This window comes from Anaerolineales bacterium, from assembly GCA_015075625.1.
Classification (GTDB): Bacteria; Chloroflexota; Anaerolineae; order Aggregatilineales; family UBA2796; genus UBA2796.
This window is the reverse complement of sequence record JABTTZ010000001.1, coordinates 830,479-845,703: the sequence shown is the minus strand read 5'-3', so window position 1 is coordinate 845,703 and position 15,225 is coordinate 830,479. Positions and strand designations below refer to the sequence as shown.

The 15,225-nt window shown below is 57.8% G+C and carries 14 protein-coding genes; 5 read left to right on the top strand and 9 right to left on the bottom strand.

The window, feature by feature from the left end:
• The first annotated feature begins 41 nt into the window (after positions 1-41).
• On the top strand, positions 42-1,238 hold the full coding sequence (locus HS103_03545; GenBank protein ID MBE7511876.1) for an SUMF1/EgtB/PvdO family nonheme iron enzyme: 1,197 nt from the start codon (positions 42-44) through the stop codon (positions 1,236-1,238).
• A gap of 223 nt (positions 1,239-1,461) precedes the next feature.
• Here the strand turns inward: HS103_03545 and HS103_03540 are convergent, their stop codons facing one another.
• Genes HS103_03540 through HS103_03530 form a run of 3 tightly spaced genes read right to left on the bottom strand, consistent with a single transcriptional unit; the run spans position 1,462 to position 2,674 of the window.
• Positions 1,462-2,106, bottom strand: a complete 645-nt coding sequence (locus HS103_03540; protein ID MBE7511875.1) for a TetR family transcriptional regulator — start codon at positions 2,104-2,106, stop codon at positions 1,462-1,464.
• A complete protein-coding gene (locus HS103_03535) occupies positions 2,103-2,324 on the bottom strand; it encodes a hypothetical protein (protein ID MBE7511874.1) in 222 nt (73 codons plus the stop codon). Before HS103_03535 ends, HS103_03540 begins: the two co-directional genes overlap by 4 nt.
• Positions 2,321-2,674, bottom strand: coding sequence for a hypothetical protein (locus tag HS103_03530; protein ID MBE7511873.1), 354 nt, complete (start codon positions 2,672-2,674; stop codon positions 2,321-2,323). The genes HS103_03535 and HS103_03530 overlap by 4 nt, the downstream gene beginning before the upstream one ends.
• Positions 2,675-3,104: 430 nt before the next feature.
• Here HS103_03530 and HS103_03525 point away from each other — a divergent pair, with 430 nt between their 5' ends.
• The gene (locus tag HS103_03525; GenBank protein ID MBE7511872.1) at positions 3,105-4,283 is read left to right on the top strand and encodes a hypothetical protein; all 1,179 of its coding nucleotides are present in this window, start codon (positions 3,105-3,107) and stop codon (positions 4,281-4,283) included.
• A gap of 231 nt (positions 4,284-4,514) precedes the next feature.
• Here HS103_03525 and HS103_03520 read toward each other — a convergent pair whose 3' ends face one another.
• The gene (locus HS103_03520; GenBank protein MBE7511871.1) at positions 4,515-5,714 is read right to left on the bottom strand and encodes an amidohydrolase; all 1,200 of its coding nucleotides are present in this window, start codon (positions 5,712-5,714) and stop codon (positions 4,515-4,517) included.
• Positions 5,715-5,912: 198 nt separating this feature from the next.
• Here HS103_03520 and HS103_03515 point away from each other — a divergent pair, with 198 nt between their 5' ends.
• Both HS103_03515 and HS103_03510 read left to right on the top strand, forming a co-directional pair.
• Entirely contained in the window at positions 5,913-6,317 is a 405-nt protein-coding gene (locus HS103_03515; protein MBE7511870.1) for a globin, read from the top strand.
• A 3-nt stretch (positions 6,318-6,320) separates the two neighbouring features.
• Positions 6,321-6,788: a hypothetical protein gene (locus HS103_03510; GenBank protein ID MBE7511869.1), complete on the top strand. Its 468-nt coding sequence runs from the start codon at positions 6,321-6,323 to the stop codon at positions 6,786-6,788.
• Between the two features lie 95 nt (positions 6,789-6,883).
• Here the strand turns inward: HS103_03510 and HS103_03505 are convergent, their stop codons facing one another.
• Genes HS103_03505 through HS103_03495 form a run of 3 tightly spaced genes read right to left on the bottom strand, consistent with a single transcriptional unit; the run spans position 6,884 to position 8,441 of the window.
• Entirely contained in the window at positions 6,884-7,156 is a 273-nt protein-coding gene (locus tag HS103_03505; protein MBE7511868.1) for a cyclic-di-AMP receptor, read from the bottom strand.
• A gap of 16 nt (positions 7,157-7,172) precedes the next feature.
• Positions 7,173-7,532 carry a cyclic-di-AMP receptor gene (locus HS103_03500; protein ID MBE7511867.1) on the bottom strand — a complete coding sequence of 120 codons (360 nt, stop codon included), beginning with the start codon at positions 7,530-7,532 and terminating at the stop codon, positions 7,173-7,175.
• Between the two features lie 15 nt (positions 7,533-7,547).
• The gene (locus HS103_03495; GenBank protein ID MBE7511866.1) at positions 7,548-8,441 is read right to left on the bottom strand and encodes a hypothetical protein; all 894 of its coding nucleotides are present in this window, start codon (positions 8,439-8,441) and stop codon (positions 7,548-7,550) included.
• Between the two features lie 114 nt (positions 8,442-8,555).
• Between HS103_03495 and HS103_03490 the strand changes: the two genes are divergently transcribed.
• Positions 8,556-9,428, top strand: a complete 873-nt coding sequence (locus tag HS103_03490) for a 3-hydroxybutyryl-CoA dehydrogenase (protein ID MBE7511865.1) — start codon at positions 8,556-8,558, stop codon at positions 9,426-9,428.
• Positions 9,429-9,448: 20 nt separating this feature from the next.
• Here the strand turns inward: HS103_03490 and HS103_03485 are convergent, their stop codons facing one another.
• Together HS103_03485 and HS103_03480 are read right to left on the bottom strand one after the other, a co-directional pair.
• Positions 9,449-12,616: a tetratricopeptide repeat protein gene (locus tag HS103_03485; GenBank protein ID MBE7511864.1), complete on the bottom strand. Its 3,168-nt coding sequence runs from the start codon at positions 12,614-12,616 to the stop codon at positions 9,449-9,451.
• The gene (locus HS103_03480; GenBank protein ID MBE7511863.1) at positions 12,613-15,099 is read right to left on the bottom strand and encodes an ATP-dependent Clp protease ATP-binding subunit; all 2,487 of its coding nucleotides are present in this window, start codon (positions 15,097-15,099) and stop codon (positions 12,613-12,615) included. Before HS103_03480 ends, HS103_03485 begins: the two co-directional genes overlap by 4 nt.
• Between the last annotated feature and the right edge of the window lie 126 nt (positions 15,100-15,225).

The following is a 15,225-nucleotide window of genomic DNA, read 5'->3' as shown; positions in this document are numbered from 1 at the left end:
ACGGTCACCGCTTTTGGAATCTTCACGAGCAAGGAACCATCATGCCTAAACGGATTCGGGTGAGTCGATTCCTCATGCTGACCATAGGAATCAGCGGGGTTGTGGGGATCATGGTCCTCGCTTATGGGGGGGCTACCATACCAATTGTGGCACAGGGAAACCCCACCCCCACCCCACTTTCAATGATCACTGAAAACGCCGCATGGACGCCTCTCGTCCGTACGGTAGATGGTGTGCCGATGGCGCTTGTCCCCCCCGGCTGTTTTATGATGGGCAGCGAAGGCGGTGAAGCGAACGAAAAACCTGCCCATCGGGTCTGTGTTGAACAGTCTTTCTGGATCGACCAGATGGAGGTGAGCAGCGCCCAGTTTCAGGCGGCGGGCGGGAACGCCACAGACACGACGCCAGCAAAAGGGGCGGATCATCCCCGCACAGGCGTGACATGGACTGAGGCGTTCACCTTTTGTACACTGCGAGGGGGACGCCTGCCCACCGAGGCAGAATGGGAATATGCCGCACGCGGCGTCGATGGTTGGCTTTACCCCTGGGGGAATGAATTCGAGCCAGCAAACGCCGCCTTTGGTCAGGGCGGAGAGGAACAAAGCGCCCCGATGGGCAGCCATCCCGGGGGAATCAGTTGGGTGGGGACGTATGATCAGAGCGGAAACGCCGCTGAATGGGTGAATACGATCTACAACCCAACGCGCTTTCCCTACCCCTATCGATACGATGATGGGCGGGAGCAGTACGACGCCGCCCCAAAAGAGGTGAAGCGCGTCGTTCGCGGTGGTTCGTATGCCGATGCCCCCAATCACCTCCGTGCCACCTACCGTGACGGGGTAAGCGAACGAGAGACTGCCCCCACGTTGGGCTTTCGCTGCGCCCGCGATGATGCCGAGAAAGCGAATAACCCTGCCACTGCCGCTAGGTATTTCTTTGACTATGCCTTCAAGGGGGATTCTAAGGCGCTTGATTATGTCTGTACACCCTATTTAGACGAGGGGCGGGCGCTGCTGGAAAACTTTGGTGCAGTCGGACGCATGGCGGATGCGTTTGACCTGAGCAAGCTGACCTTCACCATTACCGCCCAAACAGAAACCGCCGCCGATGTCGTTCTTGGGGGGACGCTGATCGTCACGGTGGCAAAAGAATCCTTTGAGCAAGATTTTTCCAACCAGCCACCCATCCCTTTGATTAAGGAAGGCGGGGTGTGGAAGGTGTGCAGCAAAAGGGAATAACAGTAGAGAGGGGGAGCGAGTCTCTCTCTGTTATGGGGTGGGGGTAGGGTTTCCAAGCCCCGAAGGGGTGGCTGCTTTCAGCCCGCTGCTTTAGCGGCAGGCGCTCACGCACGGCGATGGGCGCAAGCATGGCGCCCCTACAGGAATGACACTCTCAACAGACCCTAGTTACCGGACACGCCTTTTAGCGCCGGGATCACTGGCGTTATACTGTCAACACACCCTAGCGAGCGTCGTCTTCTAAAATCCCATAAAGAAACAGATCAAGCACGCCATCCAGCCACGCCCGCGCCGGAATCATCCGCATCGCCGTTCGCGCCAGGGCGGGCATAGCGCGTTCGGAGACAATATAACCCATCAGCAGCGCGGCAATCGCCCGCCCAATAACCATATCCGACACCGGACGCAGCCCCCCCGCCGTTTTCATCCGCTCTAAGAAGCCCCGCGCTTTAGCAAAGACACCGTTCGTTAGGGTGGTCAGAAACGCGCCGTTGGTGATCTGTACATCAATCAGGGCAAGATCGAGAAAATCCTCGCGGCGGCTGATGGCGGCGATAAGCTGATGAAAGGCGCTGCGCAGAAGTTCCTCGGCGCTCTCGCCAGTCGCCCGATCAAGGGCAGTAAGCAGATCCGCGAGGGGGCTGTGTGCCGTTAGCACGGCGCTCAACAGATGCTCCCTATCGCGAAAATGGCGGAGCAGAATATCTTCGGAAAGGGCGGCGCGAGCGGCAACATGGGGAAAGGTTGTCTCGGCATAGCCCATCTCACGGTAGAGCGCCCGTGCCGCCGTCAAAAGGGCGGCACGTTGGGAATCGTGATCAGGCGTCGCCCCCTTTCGAGGACGAGAAACGCGGCGGGGACGTGTCACTTTTTGCTGGCGAGTTCGGTCACCTGCCGCACCAATCCTAGCGCCGTCATTCCCACCCGAAAGGCATCTCCCGTAGAGACCCGTTTGGGGGTGCCGCCCGGAGTGGCTTCATCGGCAGCGCGGGTGTAGAGATAGGCGGTGAAAACGCCGATCAGCAAGCCGATTGCCCCCCCGACGAGATACATATTCGTTTTCCACTGGGTCGTTTCGTCGTTCATCGATCAATCCGATCTTTCTTTCGTTTTCCAAGTTGCCTTACAAATTCTTCCAGATAGACTGCCCGTGCTTGAAGGCGAATCAGCGGCGCAGTGAGGCGCTTGGAGAGTGCCGTTGATGCCGTATTTGCCCGATGGGTAAGGTGGTATGCCCGCCGCGTCAGGTGCGATGTGCCGCCGTAAAGCCGCGCCATGCCATAGCTCAGGGCAACCATCACCGCCAAGACGAGCGCCATAATGACCATCATCGGGACGAGCAAGCAGAGCAGCATAAAGGCGGAGACGCTGGTTTGTTTGATACCTTCTAGGGAGAGCATCACCAGCAGGGGGACGACTATGAGCGCCGCCCCCACCACCCCAAGCGGGAGCAGGATACGCCAGCGCAGCCCACGTTTGTGGGCAGCTTTGCCGCGCTCTTGGTGACGCTGATAGGCTTCTTCGGGTGTTATTATTGCAGTACCCTCACTGGTTGGGCGGCAACCAGCCTTCTTACAAGAAGGGCGGGCGTCGTTCGTTTACCCCTTGATCAGCAGCGCCTAGCCCATTGGTAAGTATATCGTGACAAGCGAGGCTGTCAATCACTAAGGGGTCAATCTTCTTGGAAAATGCTTTAGGTTACGTTTTAACCTGAGAACTTCATATGTTCTTGTTGACCATTTTAACATGATTGTGACAACATCCCCACGCTTTTTTGATGCTGTTGAAACGCCCCTTTTACGCGCACAAAGCTGTTTTCCAAGTATAGTCAGAGGATACGTCTAGTGAGTGGGAAGTTACATTCTGATGATACAACTACGCTTTATCCGTTATGGTGTGATTCTAGGGTTAGTGCTGGCGGTTGCCCTGACCACCTTAGGGTTTGGGTCCCCATCTACAGCCAACGCTCAAGGGGAGGATGTTTGCCCCAAGATTGTCTTGGATGCCTTCAAACAGACACAGGCACAGTGTGCCCGAACGGGTCTAAACAAAACCTGCTACGGGAACGTCTCTGCCCGTGCTGACCTGATCCCAGGCGTAACAGGGCGCTTTGAGAAACCCGGCGATGTCGTTGATGTCAGCGCCATTCGCTCCCTCGCCCTTGCCCCCATGAACACCGAAACAAAGACGTGGGGCGTTGCCCTCATGCGCCTGAAGGCAGAGACAGCCGATACAGCCGACTCCGAGGCGGTGACGATGATCGTCTTTGGCAGCGTCCGTCTGGTCGATGCGCGGACGATCCCAACGGCGAACATTCCGGGCAATTTCCAGCCTATGCACGCCTTTTACATCAAAAGCAGCGGGGGGACGCCCTGTAAAGGCGCACCCAAAGAGGGCGTTCTCATCCAAACCCCCAAAGGGCGGAAAAAGGTCGAATTTTGGGTGAATGGCTCAACACTCAAACTTGGCTCAACCACGTTCATCGAAACCCTGAAAGATGGCGAACTCAGCTTCAATATTTTGGAGGGAACGGGCGAGGTGACAGCGGGCGGCTCAACGACCTATGCCCTTCCCGGCGAACGGATTTGGGTGCCGATGTCGAACGGACTGACCCCCCGCGGTCCCGCCCGCGAACCGCAGCCCTATAACCCCGCCGCCGTCAACACGAATCTCCCCCTTGATCTGCTGCCGCGTCCGATTGAGATCGTCCCGCCCTTGCCCAACGTTCCGAGCGAGGGGCGGCAGTTCGAGATTGAAGATGGCTTACTGCTGGATGGGACGCTAGAGGCGATTACTCCCGGCAATCCGACCTCGATCACCATCGCCGGTGAGACCGTCGTTGTGCGTGATCCGCAGTTGTTGGCGGGGGTTGCGGTGGGGGAGCCTATCCGTGTTCTGGCGCAAACCGAGGATGGCGCTTATGTGGCGCGGGCAATCACCTCGCTGCTGCCAGCCGACCAACGAAAGAACAACCCAATCCGCCCCCAAGCCCCGCAGGAAATCATCCCGCCCTCGCCTGATCTCACCCGCATTAATCGGCGGTGATAGTCTGTCGGGCGCAAACGAACGCCCCAGGGGGCGCCCCTACGGGTGCGGGGTAAATGACACGGGCGACCACACAGCATCGTCCCTACGAAAACAGAAGGGTTCACCTTCCCCTGCTTTCAGCCCCGCCCTAAAAGGCGGGGTGGTCAACCTTAGCCCGATGGGTTACCGTCGGGCGTCTCTACAGAGGTGTGGACGGGGAGCGATATTGGGCTGAAACTGCCGTTCTGCTTAGCCTTCCTTTGGGATTGGGTTTTTCAGCAGCCGCACCGCTGTTTCGGCTAAGACTGCCGCGCCAATCGGGAGCGCCGATTCTGCAATATCAAAGATAGGGCTGTGGTGCGGACGATTCACCGCATCGAACTTTGCCCCCAACATGAACATCGCGCCGGGGGCTTTCTGCGCCATGTAGCTGAAGTCCTCTGCGCCCATGCCCGGTTCTTCGGGGAAGAACCCTTCCGTGCTGAAAAGATCATCCGTCACCGAACGGATCATCTCGGCAACGGCGGGCGTGTTATAGAGTGAGGGGTAGCCTTTGATGATCTGAAGTTCATAATCGCCACCAAGCGCCCGCGCCACACTGAATGCCCGTTCGAGTTCTGCCCAAAGCTGTTCCCGAATCGTCGGGCTATAACTGCGGATGGTGCCGATCATTTCGACCTCGGCGGGAATGACATTTTCAGCGTGTCCGGCGTGAATTGCCCCAATGGAGATCAGCGCCGGATGAACAGGATTAATCCGCCGGGCGCGAATCCCATGAACCGCGTTAATCACCTGAGCGCTCATATAGATCGGGTCAAAGCCTGTATGAGGGTAGGCTCCATGACAGCCCTCACCCTTCACTTTAGCAAAGAAGGTATCCACAGCGGCAGCCGCATAGCCATCGACAATTCCTACCTTGTTCGCTGGCTGGTCACTGCTGACATGGAGGGCGATCACGGCATCCAGATCATCAAGTGCGCCATCTTCGATCATACGCACCGCCCCACTTCTGCCATCGGCGCCAAAATTTTCTTCCGAGGGCTGAAAAAGCAGCCGAATCTCGCCTTTCGGACGATCTGGCATTTCGACCAGTAGTTTGGCGACGGTCAGCAGGATCGCAGTGTGGGCATCATGACCGCAGGCGTGCATAACCCCCGGACTCTGCGATTTATAGGGGACATCGTTTGCCTCTTGGATGGGCAGCGCGTCCATATCACCGCGAATGGCGATCACCGGTGAGCCTTCGCCAATGCGCCCAACAACTCCCGTCACCCCAACGCCTGTCTCTGTTTCAATGCCAAGTTTGTGCAGTTCTTCGGCAACGCGCTTTGCTGTGCGAAACTCTTGGAAGCTAAGTTCGGGATTCATGTGAAATTCGCGCCGAAGTTGAATCGTCATGGGGGCAAGGTCTTGCGCCCGCGCCAATAATGTTTGAGCCGAAGTGGACATAAAAAGTTTATCCTGTGCTGAGCTTATCTTGTGCGATGCAACCCGATCTATCTTACTACACCTGTGCCGAAGTTGGCATTTCCTCTGCTGCGCTGTCCACCTTTCAGACAACCCTTCTGGCATGTTTGGGCTTGCCTTTCCCGCCACGTTGTGCCACCATCTCCCCAAACCCTACCCTAAAAATAACAAGGACAGAGCATGAGCGACAGGCGAGCCGAGACAATCTACGATTTGATTGGCGAAGATGGTTTTACGCGCCTGCTTGCGGGCTTTTATCGGCGTGTGGCAGCCGATGCACTCTTGCGCCCGCTTTACCCAGAAGACGATCTCGCTCCAGCCGAGCGCCGCTTGCGGTTGTTCCTGATCCAATACTTTGGCGGAGCGCCAACCTACAGCGCCGAACGCGGCCACCCTCGCTTACGGATGCGGCATATGCCCTATGCGATTGGGATGGCGGAGCGCGATGCGTGGGTGCGGGCAATGTTGGCAGCGCTTGATGAGGCGGCAATCCCCGAACCGGCATACAGCGAAATGAAGCACTACTTTGAGGACGGGGCAACTTTCCTGATCAATGCCCCCTCGTATGGTGAAGGGGTGGGCTAGGGCATGGCAAAAGAATCGAAGCGCGACAACCAGCGTGGGTTTGGCGGGCGCTTGGCAAAACCACGCCCCCCACGCCCACCGTTTCCCCAGTGGGTTATTCAAGGACTGACGGTGTGGATCGCCCGACGCCGACGCCCCACCCGCATCGTCCTCGCGGCGGTGTTGGCGCTGGTCATGGGTTTTGCCGGAGCGGTGCTTGTCTTTGGGATTCTGTTTTCGATTGATGCGGAGCGTTTTGCGGGAATCGATCCTTATACTCTGAATACGGTGATCGTCTTGGGGATGATTGCCTTTGGCTTTTTTTGCTATTGGATTGGGTGGCGGGTGATGGTTGGCTTCGATTTTGAAGAAACGCCCCTTCAACCAACGCGCACGGCTGCCTTGTGGGTGCTGTTTGTGGCCGGTTTTGCCTTCGTCGTTGCGCTGTTGAGTCTGATCGCCGTCGCTGTTGCCTTCAGTCCGGTGCAGTGAGCGTATCTAAAGGGTATCTCTCCCCCTTTCCCTGTGTGTGGGGAAAGGGGGCAGGGGGGATAGGGGTTCTTCTCGAAATCATAGGGGTGAGGGAGTTACGTCTGGAAAAACTGCGAGGCGTTCATCACAAAAATGGTTGCCGCGTGTTCGTTCCCTTTGCTATAGGGTTGGCACGCCTGCCGGATGAGATCGAGCGCTTTTTCAACCTCTCCCTCATCAATACCAACGACCATCGTCGTGCTGCCTCGGCGTAAAAAGCCCCCCATGCTGCTAATTTGAGTAACGGCATAACGCGCCTCAATCAGCACTCGGTTAACGGCTTCTACGGCATCGCTATGAACAATAGCTAGAATTAATTTTTTCATCATCTTTCCCCCTCAGGCGTTACACCTGTTCAAAGTGATCGACAGTGAGAACAAAGATGGTTGCCCCGCCAACCTCAACCTCCACATAATTGTAAAGGGTCATCCCGTTGGGGGTCATTCCGGTTGCCATCGGCACATAGCGGTGACGGCGGTGGCTGGCGACATTCAGAAGGTTTACCACCTCGTTGATATACTCGGTGAGGACGCCCACAAGCAGCGTCGTATTGCCTTGCCGCAGAAAGCCGCCGGTTGTGCCAATGCGGGTGAAGCGGAAGCCTTTATCGGTGAGGGCGTTTCCGGCAGCCTCGACATCTTGATCTTGGATTGTCGCCACAACGAGGGACATGCCCCGTGTAACGCTGGTCACATCAATGCTCATGGGGACTCCTTCCGATCAGCCACGTGTCGCTAAGGGGGGCGGCGTCAGCGGGGGGCTGTTGTCGGGTGTCGGTTCGGGTGTGGGCAGAATCGGTGCGGGAGGGGCGTCCCGCGAGATGAGCGGCACTTGAAGCGCGACGCGATAGGACTTATCCCCTTCCAACCATTGGAGTTGGCTGAGCGTTTGGCGATTCTTAATCCACAATTCGCGGACAGCAACATCACTAGCCCAAATTGCCGTTTTTGTTGCCGCCACCTCAGCCAAGCTGAAAGGGGCAGCGGGCGACCAATAATCAAAGGCGCGATCCACCTCACGAGGGATTTCGTAGACAGTTACCCACGCCCCATCGGGGATGAAAAGGGCGGGTTGTTGGGCAAGCGTTCGGCAGTGTTCCAAAATGGTAACGTAGGCGTTGTTTTTCCAGCTTTTGTAGCTGCGAATGGTGCGCGTCTCGCCATTGATTACCACCGAGATAATTTCCATTGCCGAATCTTTTGCCGGAGGGAGTTCTTGGGCGGCATAATCGGGAATATCGTAGAACTGAACATCACGGATCAGAAATTCCAAAAAGGTGCGAAAGGTAACTTCCTCGATATACCCTTCAAGCAGTTCTTCCCCTTGTGGCGGAATCGTGTTCACCCACACAACACGCCCATCGCCAAAGAGGGTACAGGCTGGCAGACGATTCAACCGATCCAACTCGGATTCTTCCCCAATCAGGCGATCTAAACGGACAACCACCGCATTGGGCGCACGCTCCCAGGTAATGGCGGCGGGCGCTACGCTTGCCCCTGCGGGCGTTTCCGTTGGTATGGTGCTGCCACCTGTTGTGCCGCCGCCCGTCCCCCCGCTGTTGCAGGCAGCAACGGCAACGCAAAGCATAATCAAAAGCGCAATCGAACGTCGCATAATTCCCCTCGTAAAGACATTCCCCACACACTACAATTCGCAGCGCGTGGGGCGATTGTAGCCCTAACCGCGTATTCCGACAAAACCTTTCTCTGTTTGTGAGGATTTATGAACATGCCTGAGCAACTTACTTCAAGGATTCAAAAAATTGTCGTTGTAGGGGCGGGGGCAATGGGCAACGGGATTGCCCAAGTCTGCGCCACCAGCGGGTATCAGACAACGCTCATCGATATCAACCCAGAGGCGCTGACGCGGGCGAAAGCGACCATTGCCGCCAGCGTCGAAAAACTTTTTGGAAAGGGCAAGATTGACGCGGCGGGGCGAACGAACGCCCTCGAAACGATGAGCAGTGGAACGGACATGGCGCTTGCCGCCGACGCCGATCTGGTGATTGAGGCTGCCACTGAAAACCAGCCGCTCAAACTGAAACTTTTTGCTGATCTGGATCGGATTGCCAAACCCGGCGCGATCCTCGCTACAAATACCTCTTCCATCTCCATCACGACGATTGCCGCCGCTACAAAACGCCCAGAGGTGGTGGCGGGCGTCCACTTTATGAACCCTGTCCCGCTGATGACCCTTGTTGAGATTATCCGAGGCTATGACACCAGCCGAGAGACGTTGGAAACCGTCCTCGCCTTCACCCGCAGTTTGGGCAAGACACCCGTTGAGGCGGCGGACTTTCCGGGGTTCATCAGCAACCGGATTCTTTGCCCGATGATCAACGAGGCGATATTTTGCGTCATGGAAGGGGTAGGGACGCCGGAAGCGATTGATGAGGTGATGAAGTTGGGGATGAATCACCCCATGGGTCCGCTGACGCTGGCGGATTTTGTGGGGTTGGATGTTGTCCTTGCCGTCATGGACGTTCTGTATAAAGAACTGGGCGACCCGAAATACCGCGCCTGCCCACTGCTGCGGAAGATGGTCGCGGCGGGACATTATGGGCGCAAGACGGGGCGAGGGTTTTACACCTACAGCGGGTAAGGGTAGGGCGTTGGCGGCGGCTATGCCCCTTGCAGCCGCCGCCGCACCTCGTTCAGTTTCAAGGCGATCCGTTTGTCATCTGCCCTGAGCGCCGCTGCTTTGGTAAGCGCCCTCAGCGCTTCCTCGTAGCGCCCTAACTCAATGAGGATAACCCCCATCCGATACCACCCATACCCATCTGTCGGGGTTGTTTCTGTCGCCTGTTGAAAGCAATGGAGGGCGTCGTCTCGTTTGCCCAATTCCGCCAGCGCTGCGCCTTTGGCGTTCCACGCGGCGGCGTGGTGGGGATTCACCCTTAAGACATGCTCATAGACTTCAACCGCATCTTCATAGCGGCTTAGCGCTCGCAGCACTCGCCCTTTCAGCATCCACAAGCGCACTTGATGAGGAAGGGCGTCTGTCGCCTTCTCTGCCGCGTCAAGAGCATCGCGCCAACGATCCGAGGCAAATAGGCGCTCAATCCATGCCACCCAAAGAGGGACTTCTTCTGGGAAGGCGCGGGCGGCGGCTTCGGTGGTATGAAGGGCTTCGTCGTTACGTCCTAAGGCGATGAGGACGGCGATTTTTCCCTTGAGGGCGTTCATTCCTTTAGGGTTCAGGCTGAGTGCCAGTTCAAATGCCTCCAACGCCTCGGCATGGCGTCCCAAAGCGACCAACACCTCTCCTAAACGCGCCTGAATACGGTAATCATCGGGTTTCAGTCGGGCTGCCTCCATCGCCGGGTAGAGCGCCTCGGCGGGGTTGTTCAGGCTGAGGTATGCCGAACTGAGGTACGCCCATCCGCGTACATTGCGCGGGGCAAGACGAACGGCTTGGGTGAACATCGTCACCGATTCTGCGTGTCGCCCCATTGTCACCAACACTTGCCCTTTGGTGATCCACGCTTCGGACGCTCTGGGCATGGCACGAATTGCCCGATCTGCGGCATCCAGCGCTGCCGCATGTTCGCCCAACGCCGCCAACGCCCGCGCCCGTAAGCGGTGCGCCTCAGGATACTCCTGATCGGCATCTGAAATGCCAGCGAGGACTTGAATTGCCTCCTGAGGGCGGCGGCTCTTGATCAGCAGCCCAGCGAGATTGCCGGTGAACCATGCGTCCGGGGTTCTTTTCGCCGCTTGCGCTTCGCGGTAGGCGTCAATTGCCGCCTCATAACGGCGCAGGCGTTCCAGGGCAATCCCTTTCTGATTCCACGCCCAGGCGCGGACATCGGCACGGTCTTGGGAAGGAAGGGTTGTCGCTTGGTCAAAGGCGGCAAGGGCATCCTCATAGCGCCCTAAAATGCGCAGCGTCCGCCCCTTCCGCGCCCACACATGGGGATTCGTGGGCGTCTGCGCCAAGACTTGATCGTAGGCGTTAAGCGCCGCCTCGCCATAGCCCAGTTCGGTGAGGCTGTATGCCTTGTCCATAAGCTCATGGTGCGCCATGGTCAGGTCAGAGGGTGGCACATCGTCGGGGGGTGGCTCGCCCAAAAGATCGCCCCACACAAGGCGTAGATCATCGCGCAGTGCCGCCCATGTGGGAGGGCGCTCCTCCCGAGGCTTTGCCAAGCAGCGGAAAAGAATATCTCTCAGCGCTGCGGGAAGACGGGCGCTTTCATCAGCACGGAGCGTCGGCTTGCGGCGAACGTGCGCTTCTAACCACGCCTCTTGCGTCACGGCGTCAAAAAGATGCCGTCCGGTAAGCATTTCATAGAGAATCGCCCCGAAAGCATAAATATCGGAGCGCAGATCGAGTTCCTCGGCGCGACATTGTTCGGGGGATAGGTACAGGATTGTCCCCATAATTGCCCCCGCATGGGTGAGCCGAAGGTTTGCCGTATCGTCGGCATCGTTTACCTCAGGGAGGTGGGCTGCGCCGTCCTCTAGCGCTCGGACTAAGCCAAAATCGGTCACTTTTGCCACGCCGTCATAATTGACCAAGATGTTGGCGGGTTTTAGATCGCGGTGGACAAGATGCGGAAAGTGTCTCACGGCGTGCTGCATTCCGGCGGCAATTTGAGCAGCAAAGCGCACCGCGCCAAGAGTCGTAATCCGGTGGCGGTCTATCCAACTGGATAAATCAGAGTCAAGACCTTCTGCTGGGGCGATCAGTTCCATCAGCAGGTGCGGGCGGCGGTACTGCGCCTCCTCGCCTAGCGTCTCTACCTTTTGCGCCCGGACGATGTTGGGATGTTTTTCGAGGCTGATCCAGGTAAATGCCTCGCGGCGAAACCGTTCTTGCGCGGTGGGGCGGTCTAGATAGCGGCTTTGGTACGTCTTGATGGCAAGGGAATCGCCCAACTCGTGATCAAAGCAAAAGTAGACAACCCCCATCCCCCCGCGCTTGACACCGCGCACTTCGTAACGTTCGGCAATGCGATCTCCCGCCTCATATTCGCCGAGGATACGTTGGGTGGGCGTCATGCTGATGATGCGTGGAGGGGCGGGGTGCGCCGCTGGACTGGCTTCTCCCCGTGCCATACCCGCCGATCCCTCCGTCAGGGTGGGGAGATTGTCGGAACGCAGATCGGGGGCGCTTCCCAACGCACCACTCTGGAAAGGGGATGGATCGAGCGCGTTTTTGGGGGGGGCAGCGTCCATCGTCTGATTGGGCAGCCCCTGATCAGGGAGGGCGGGCGGAACGAACGTCGCGCTGCTGGTTGCCGTCCCTGTTCCAAGCTCAGGGGACGTTCCCGATAGTCCGCATGTCAGATACCCGGTAAAAAGATGAAGAAGGCGTGCAATAAGCGCCTGCGATTCGGGCAGGCGTTCGGGAGAGAGAATCGTCACAGCGTAAAGCGCCGCGCCGAGGTTGCGCGGGAGGGGATGCTGATCCGCGACGGCGATCACCCATTCAACAAAGTTAACGCCCGCCGAGGCTGCCAACGCCGCATCTGCGGCGATATGTGCATCACGGGCGATTCCGCCGGCGCGGGCGTAGGCATCCAGAGTTTTCAGCAGGTAGGGAAGGTTGAGTACCGTCCCCATGAGGGTGAGGCGGGCGCAAAGGTCACCGAGCGCGAAATAGTCCGCCGTTTCGCGGATGTCCCGCCGCAGCGCCAAACGCCCTAAGTGGCGGACGGCAGAATCGCCATCCGTTGCAAAATTATCCGTTGCGTCGGCAGGGTGCGCCTTCCGCAAGAGGCGCTCCGTTTGGCTATCCGAAAGAAGCGCCGCTTGTCGGTTTGTTTGTGGGGGAGGTGGAATCACGAACGCGCCCATTCAAATATCAGCCCGTCTGGGTCGGCGGGATTCTGATCCGCTAGAATTACCCCCCCGACGGGAGCAGACGTGCCAACCAGCCAACGCCCTAAGGGGCGGATCACCAGTCGTGCCAGCGCCCGCCGTAAGGGGCGTGCGCCATTGACGGCATCTGTGCCTTGCGCCAAGATTAAATCGCGTCCGGTGGGTGTGAGGGCAAACGATACGCCCTGATCGCTGAGGCGGGCGCGAACTTCGGCAAGCTGAAGATCGAGGATGGTTTCCAATGCCTCCCGTCCGAGGGGGCGGAAGATGATCACCTCATCAAGGCGGTTCAGAAATTCGGGACGGAAAAACTTTTTGAGCGCGGCGCGGTAGGTATGTTCCTCTGGGGTGGTCGCATCGCTGGCTCCGAATCCCATCCCGCCTTTGCTTGCCAGTGCCGTCCCCACATTACTGGTCATGATCCAAACCGCTTGGCGGGCGTCTACCGTTGCCCCGCGTGAGTCTGTCAGCCGCCCGTCATCAAAAATTTGGAGGAAAATATCAAAGACGGCGGGGGACGCCTTCTCTACCTCGTCCAACAAGACAACGGCATAGGGGTGGCGGCGAAGCGCCTCGGTAAGCTGCCCGCCTTTTTGCGAATCTTTGTAGCCGGGTGGTGAGCCAATGAGTCGGGCAACGGTATGCTCGTCGTGAAATTCGGACATATCCAGGCGGATCAGTGCGTCATCCGCGCCAAACATAAAGGCGGCTAACGCCTTCGCCAGTTCCGTCTTTCCCACGCCGCTGGGTCCCAAAAAGAGGAATGCCCCAATCGGGCGGCGTGGATCGGATAAGCCCGCACGGTTTGACTTGATCGCATCGGCAACGGTGGCAACCGCATGATCCTGACCCACGACGCGGCTTTTCAAGACCTTTTCCATATGGTGAAAGCGCTGCCGTTCGTCGGTGGTAATTTGGGTGACGGGGATGCCCGTCCACTCTGCCAAGACCTCGGCAATCGTTTCCGCCGTCACCTGGCGGGCATTTTGGTTCGGCTGCCCAACACTGAGCGCCCCGGTCTGAATGACGATCCGTGCGCAGGCTTCGTCCATGAGGTCAAGCGCCTTATCGGGCTGGCGGCGGTTTTGCATATAGCGTGTGGAGAGACGGGCAGCAGCCTCCAGCGCGTCGGCGGTAATGATCACCTTATGGTGCGTCTCAAAGCCGTTTTTGGCATGACCGAGAATGGTGATTGTCTCATCAAGGGTTGGTTCGCCAATGTCGATCATCCGAAAGCGACGATCCAGCGCGGAGTCTTGGGCAATGGCGCGGCGGTATTCCTCGTGGGTTGTCGCCCCAATGCACATGATCTCCCCCCGCGAGAGGGCGGGCTTCAGGATGTTTGCGGCATCAAGGTTGCTGTCAATGGTATCCCCCGCCCCAACGATGGTGTGAATCTCGTCAATGAACAGGATCACATTGCCAGCATGTTTTACCTCATCCAGAATCCCGACAAGGCGTTCCTCAAACTGACCGCGCAGACTTGTGCCGGCAAGAAGAGTCCCGATCTCAATCTGGATAATGCGCCGATTCAACAGTGGTCCCGGCGCTTTTCCCTCGGCAATGGCGTGGGCAAGCCCTTCGACAACAGCCGTTTTTCCCACACCAGCATCGCCCACCAAGAGCGGATTATTTTTCTTGCTGCGGGTGAGCGTTCGGGCTAAGGCACGAATCTCTTTTTCCCGCCCAACAACGGGCGTCAGCTTGCTTTCTGTCGCTAGTTTCGTCAGATCGCGCCCATAACGATCCAACAGGGGTGTACCAAGCGCACCCGTCCCACTGGGGCGTTCGCGGGTGTCGGGGTCATTGCGTGGTGTAAAAGGAGAATTGAAGGGTGACCCAAAAGGGCGAAAGGACGATGACAAACGAAAGGGAGACTCCTTTTCGCGCCCGCTTTCTTTGGGCGGCAAGGAAAAGGGGTTGTTGCCACGTGGTGGCGGCGGGACTTCCTCCTCAAGGGTCAGGTATTCATCGGAATCATCAAGGGCATCTTCGGGTAAGAGTGCATCCTCAACGACATCTTTCCAGGCTTCTAGATCGACGCCCATTGTCGCCATTTTGCGCATAGGGACACCCTCTACCCCGGCGGTGAGCAGCGCCAGCATCAGATGCGCATCACCGACATCATCATCGCGTTCGTCGGCAAGGCGCACAGCATGGGCAAGAACGCGGTGGGAACGTGGGGTGAGGGTTTGCTCTTTAGTCAAGATTGCCTCAGTGGGATCGTTTGCCCCAGATTCGCGGCGAATCTCGTTGCGCACGGTACGGGGGTCTAGCCCAGAGGAAATCAGCAAGCGGTGAGCAATACCTCCCTCCCATTGGGTAAGGGCAATGTATAAATGCTCTGTACCTATGTAATCATGACGCAGGCGCGATGCTTCCTCGGCGGCTGCGCTCAAGAGATAACTGCACCGTTCACGTATTTCTTGATCGGAAATATCCGGCATAGCAATCCGCTCTGTGTCCCTATCACACAATCTGCTCATAATGGTAAATGAAGTGAGGGTTTTGCGCCATTCCGATAGTGATCGAATTTCTTCTGCGGCGGTTTGTGGCTTACTAAGGTGAAATCG

Bases quoted from the DNA above. Each gene is read 5' to 3' on its own strand.
- HS103_03545 (MBE7511876.1), top strand. From the start codon at position 42: ATGCCTAAACGGATTCGGGTGAGTCGATTCCTCATGCTGACCATAGGA.
- HS103_03500 (MBE7511867.1), bottom strand. From the start codon at position 7,532: ATGAGCATTGATGTGACCAGCGTTACACGGGGCATGTCCCTCGTTGTG.
- HS103_03520 (MBE7511871.1), bottom strand. From the start codon at position 5,714: ATGTCCACTTCGGCTCAAACATTATTGGCGCGGGCGCAAGACCTTGCC.
- HS103_03490 (MBE7511865.1), top strand. From the start codon at position 8,556: ATGCCTGAGCAACTTACTTCAAGGATTCAAAAAATTGTCGTTGTAGGG.
- HS103_03535 (MBE7511874.1), bottom strand. From the start codon at position 2,324: ATGAACGACGAAACGACCCAGTGGAAAACGAATATGTATCTCGTCGGG.
- HS103_03510 (MBE7511869.1), top strand. From the start codon at position 6,321: ATGGCAAAAGAATCGAAGCGCGACAACCAGCGTGGGTTTGGCGGGCGC.
- HS103_03480 (MBE7511863.1), bottom strand. From the start codon at position 15,099: ATGCCGGATATTTCCGATCAAGAAATACGTGAACGGTGCAGTTATCTC.
- HS103_03495 (MBE7511866.1), bottom strand. From the start codon at position 8,441: ATGCGACGTTCGATTGCGCTTTTGATTATGCTTTGCGTTGCCGTTGCT.
- HS103_03505 (MBE7511868.1), bottom strand. From the start codon at position 7,156: ATGATGAAAAAATTAATTCTAGCTATTGTTCATAGCGATGCCGTAGAA.
- HS103_03525 (MBE7511872.1), top strand. From the start codon at position 3,105: ATGATACAACTACGCTTTATCCGTTATGGTGTGATTCTAGGGTTAGTG.
- HS103_03515 (MBE7511870.1), top strand. From the start codon at position 5,913: ATGAGCGACAGGCGAGCCGAGACAATCTACGATTTGATTGGCGAAGAT.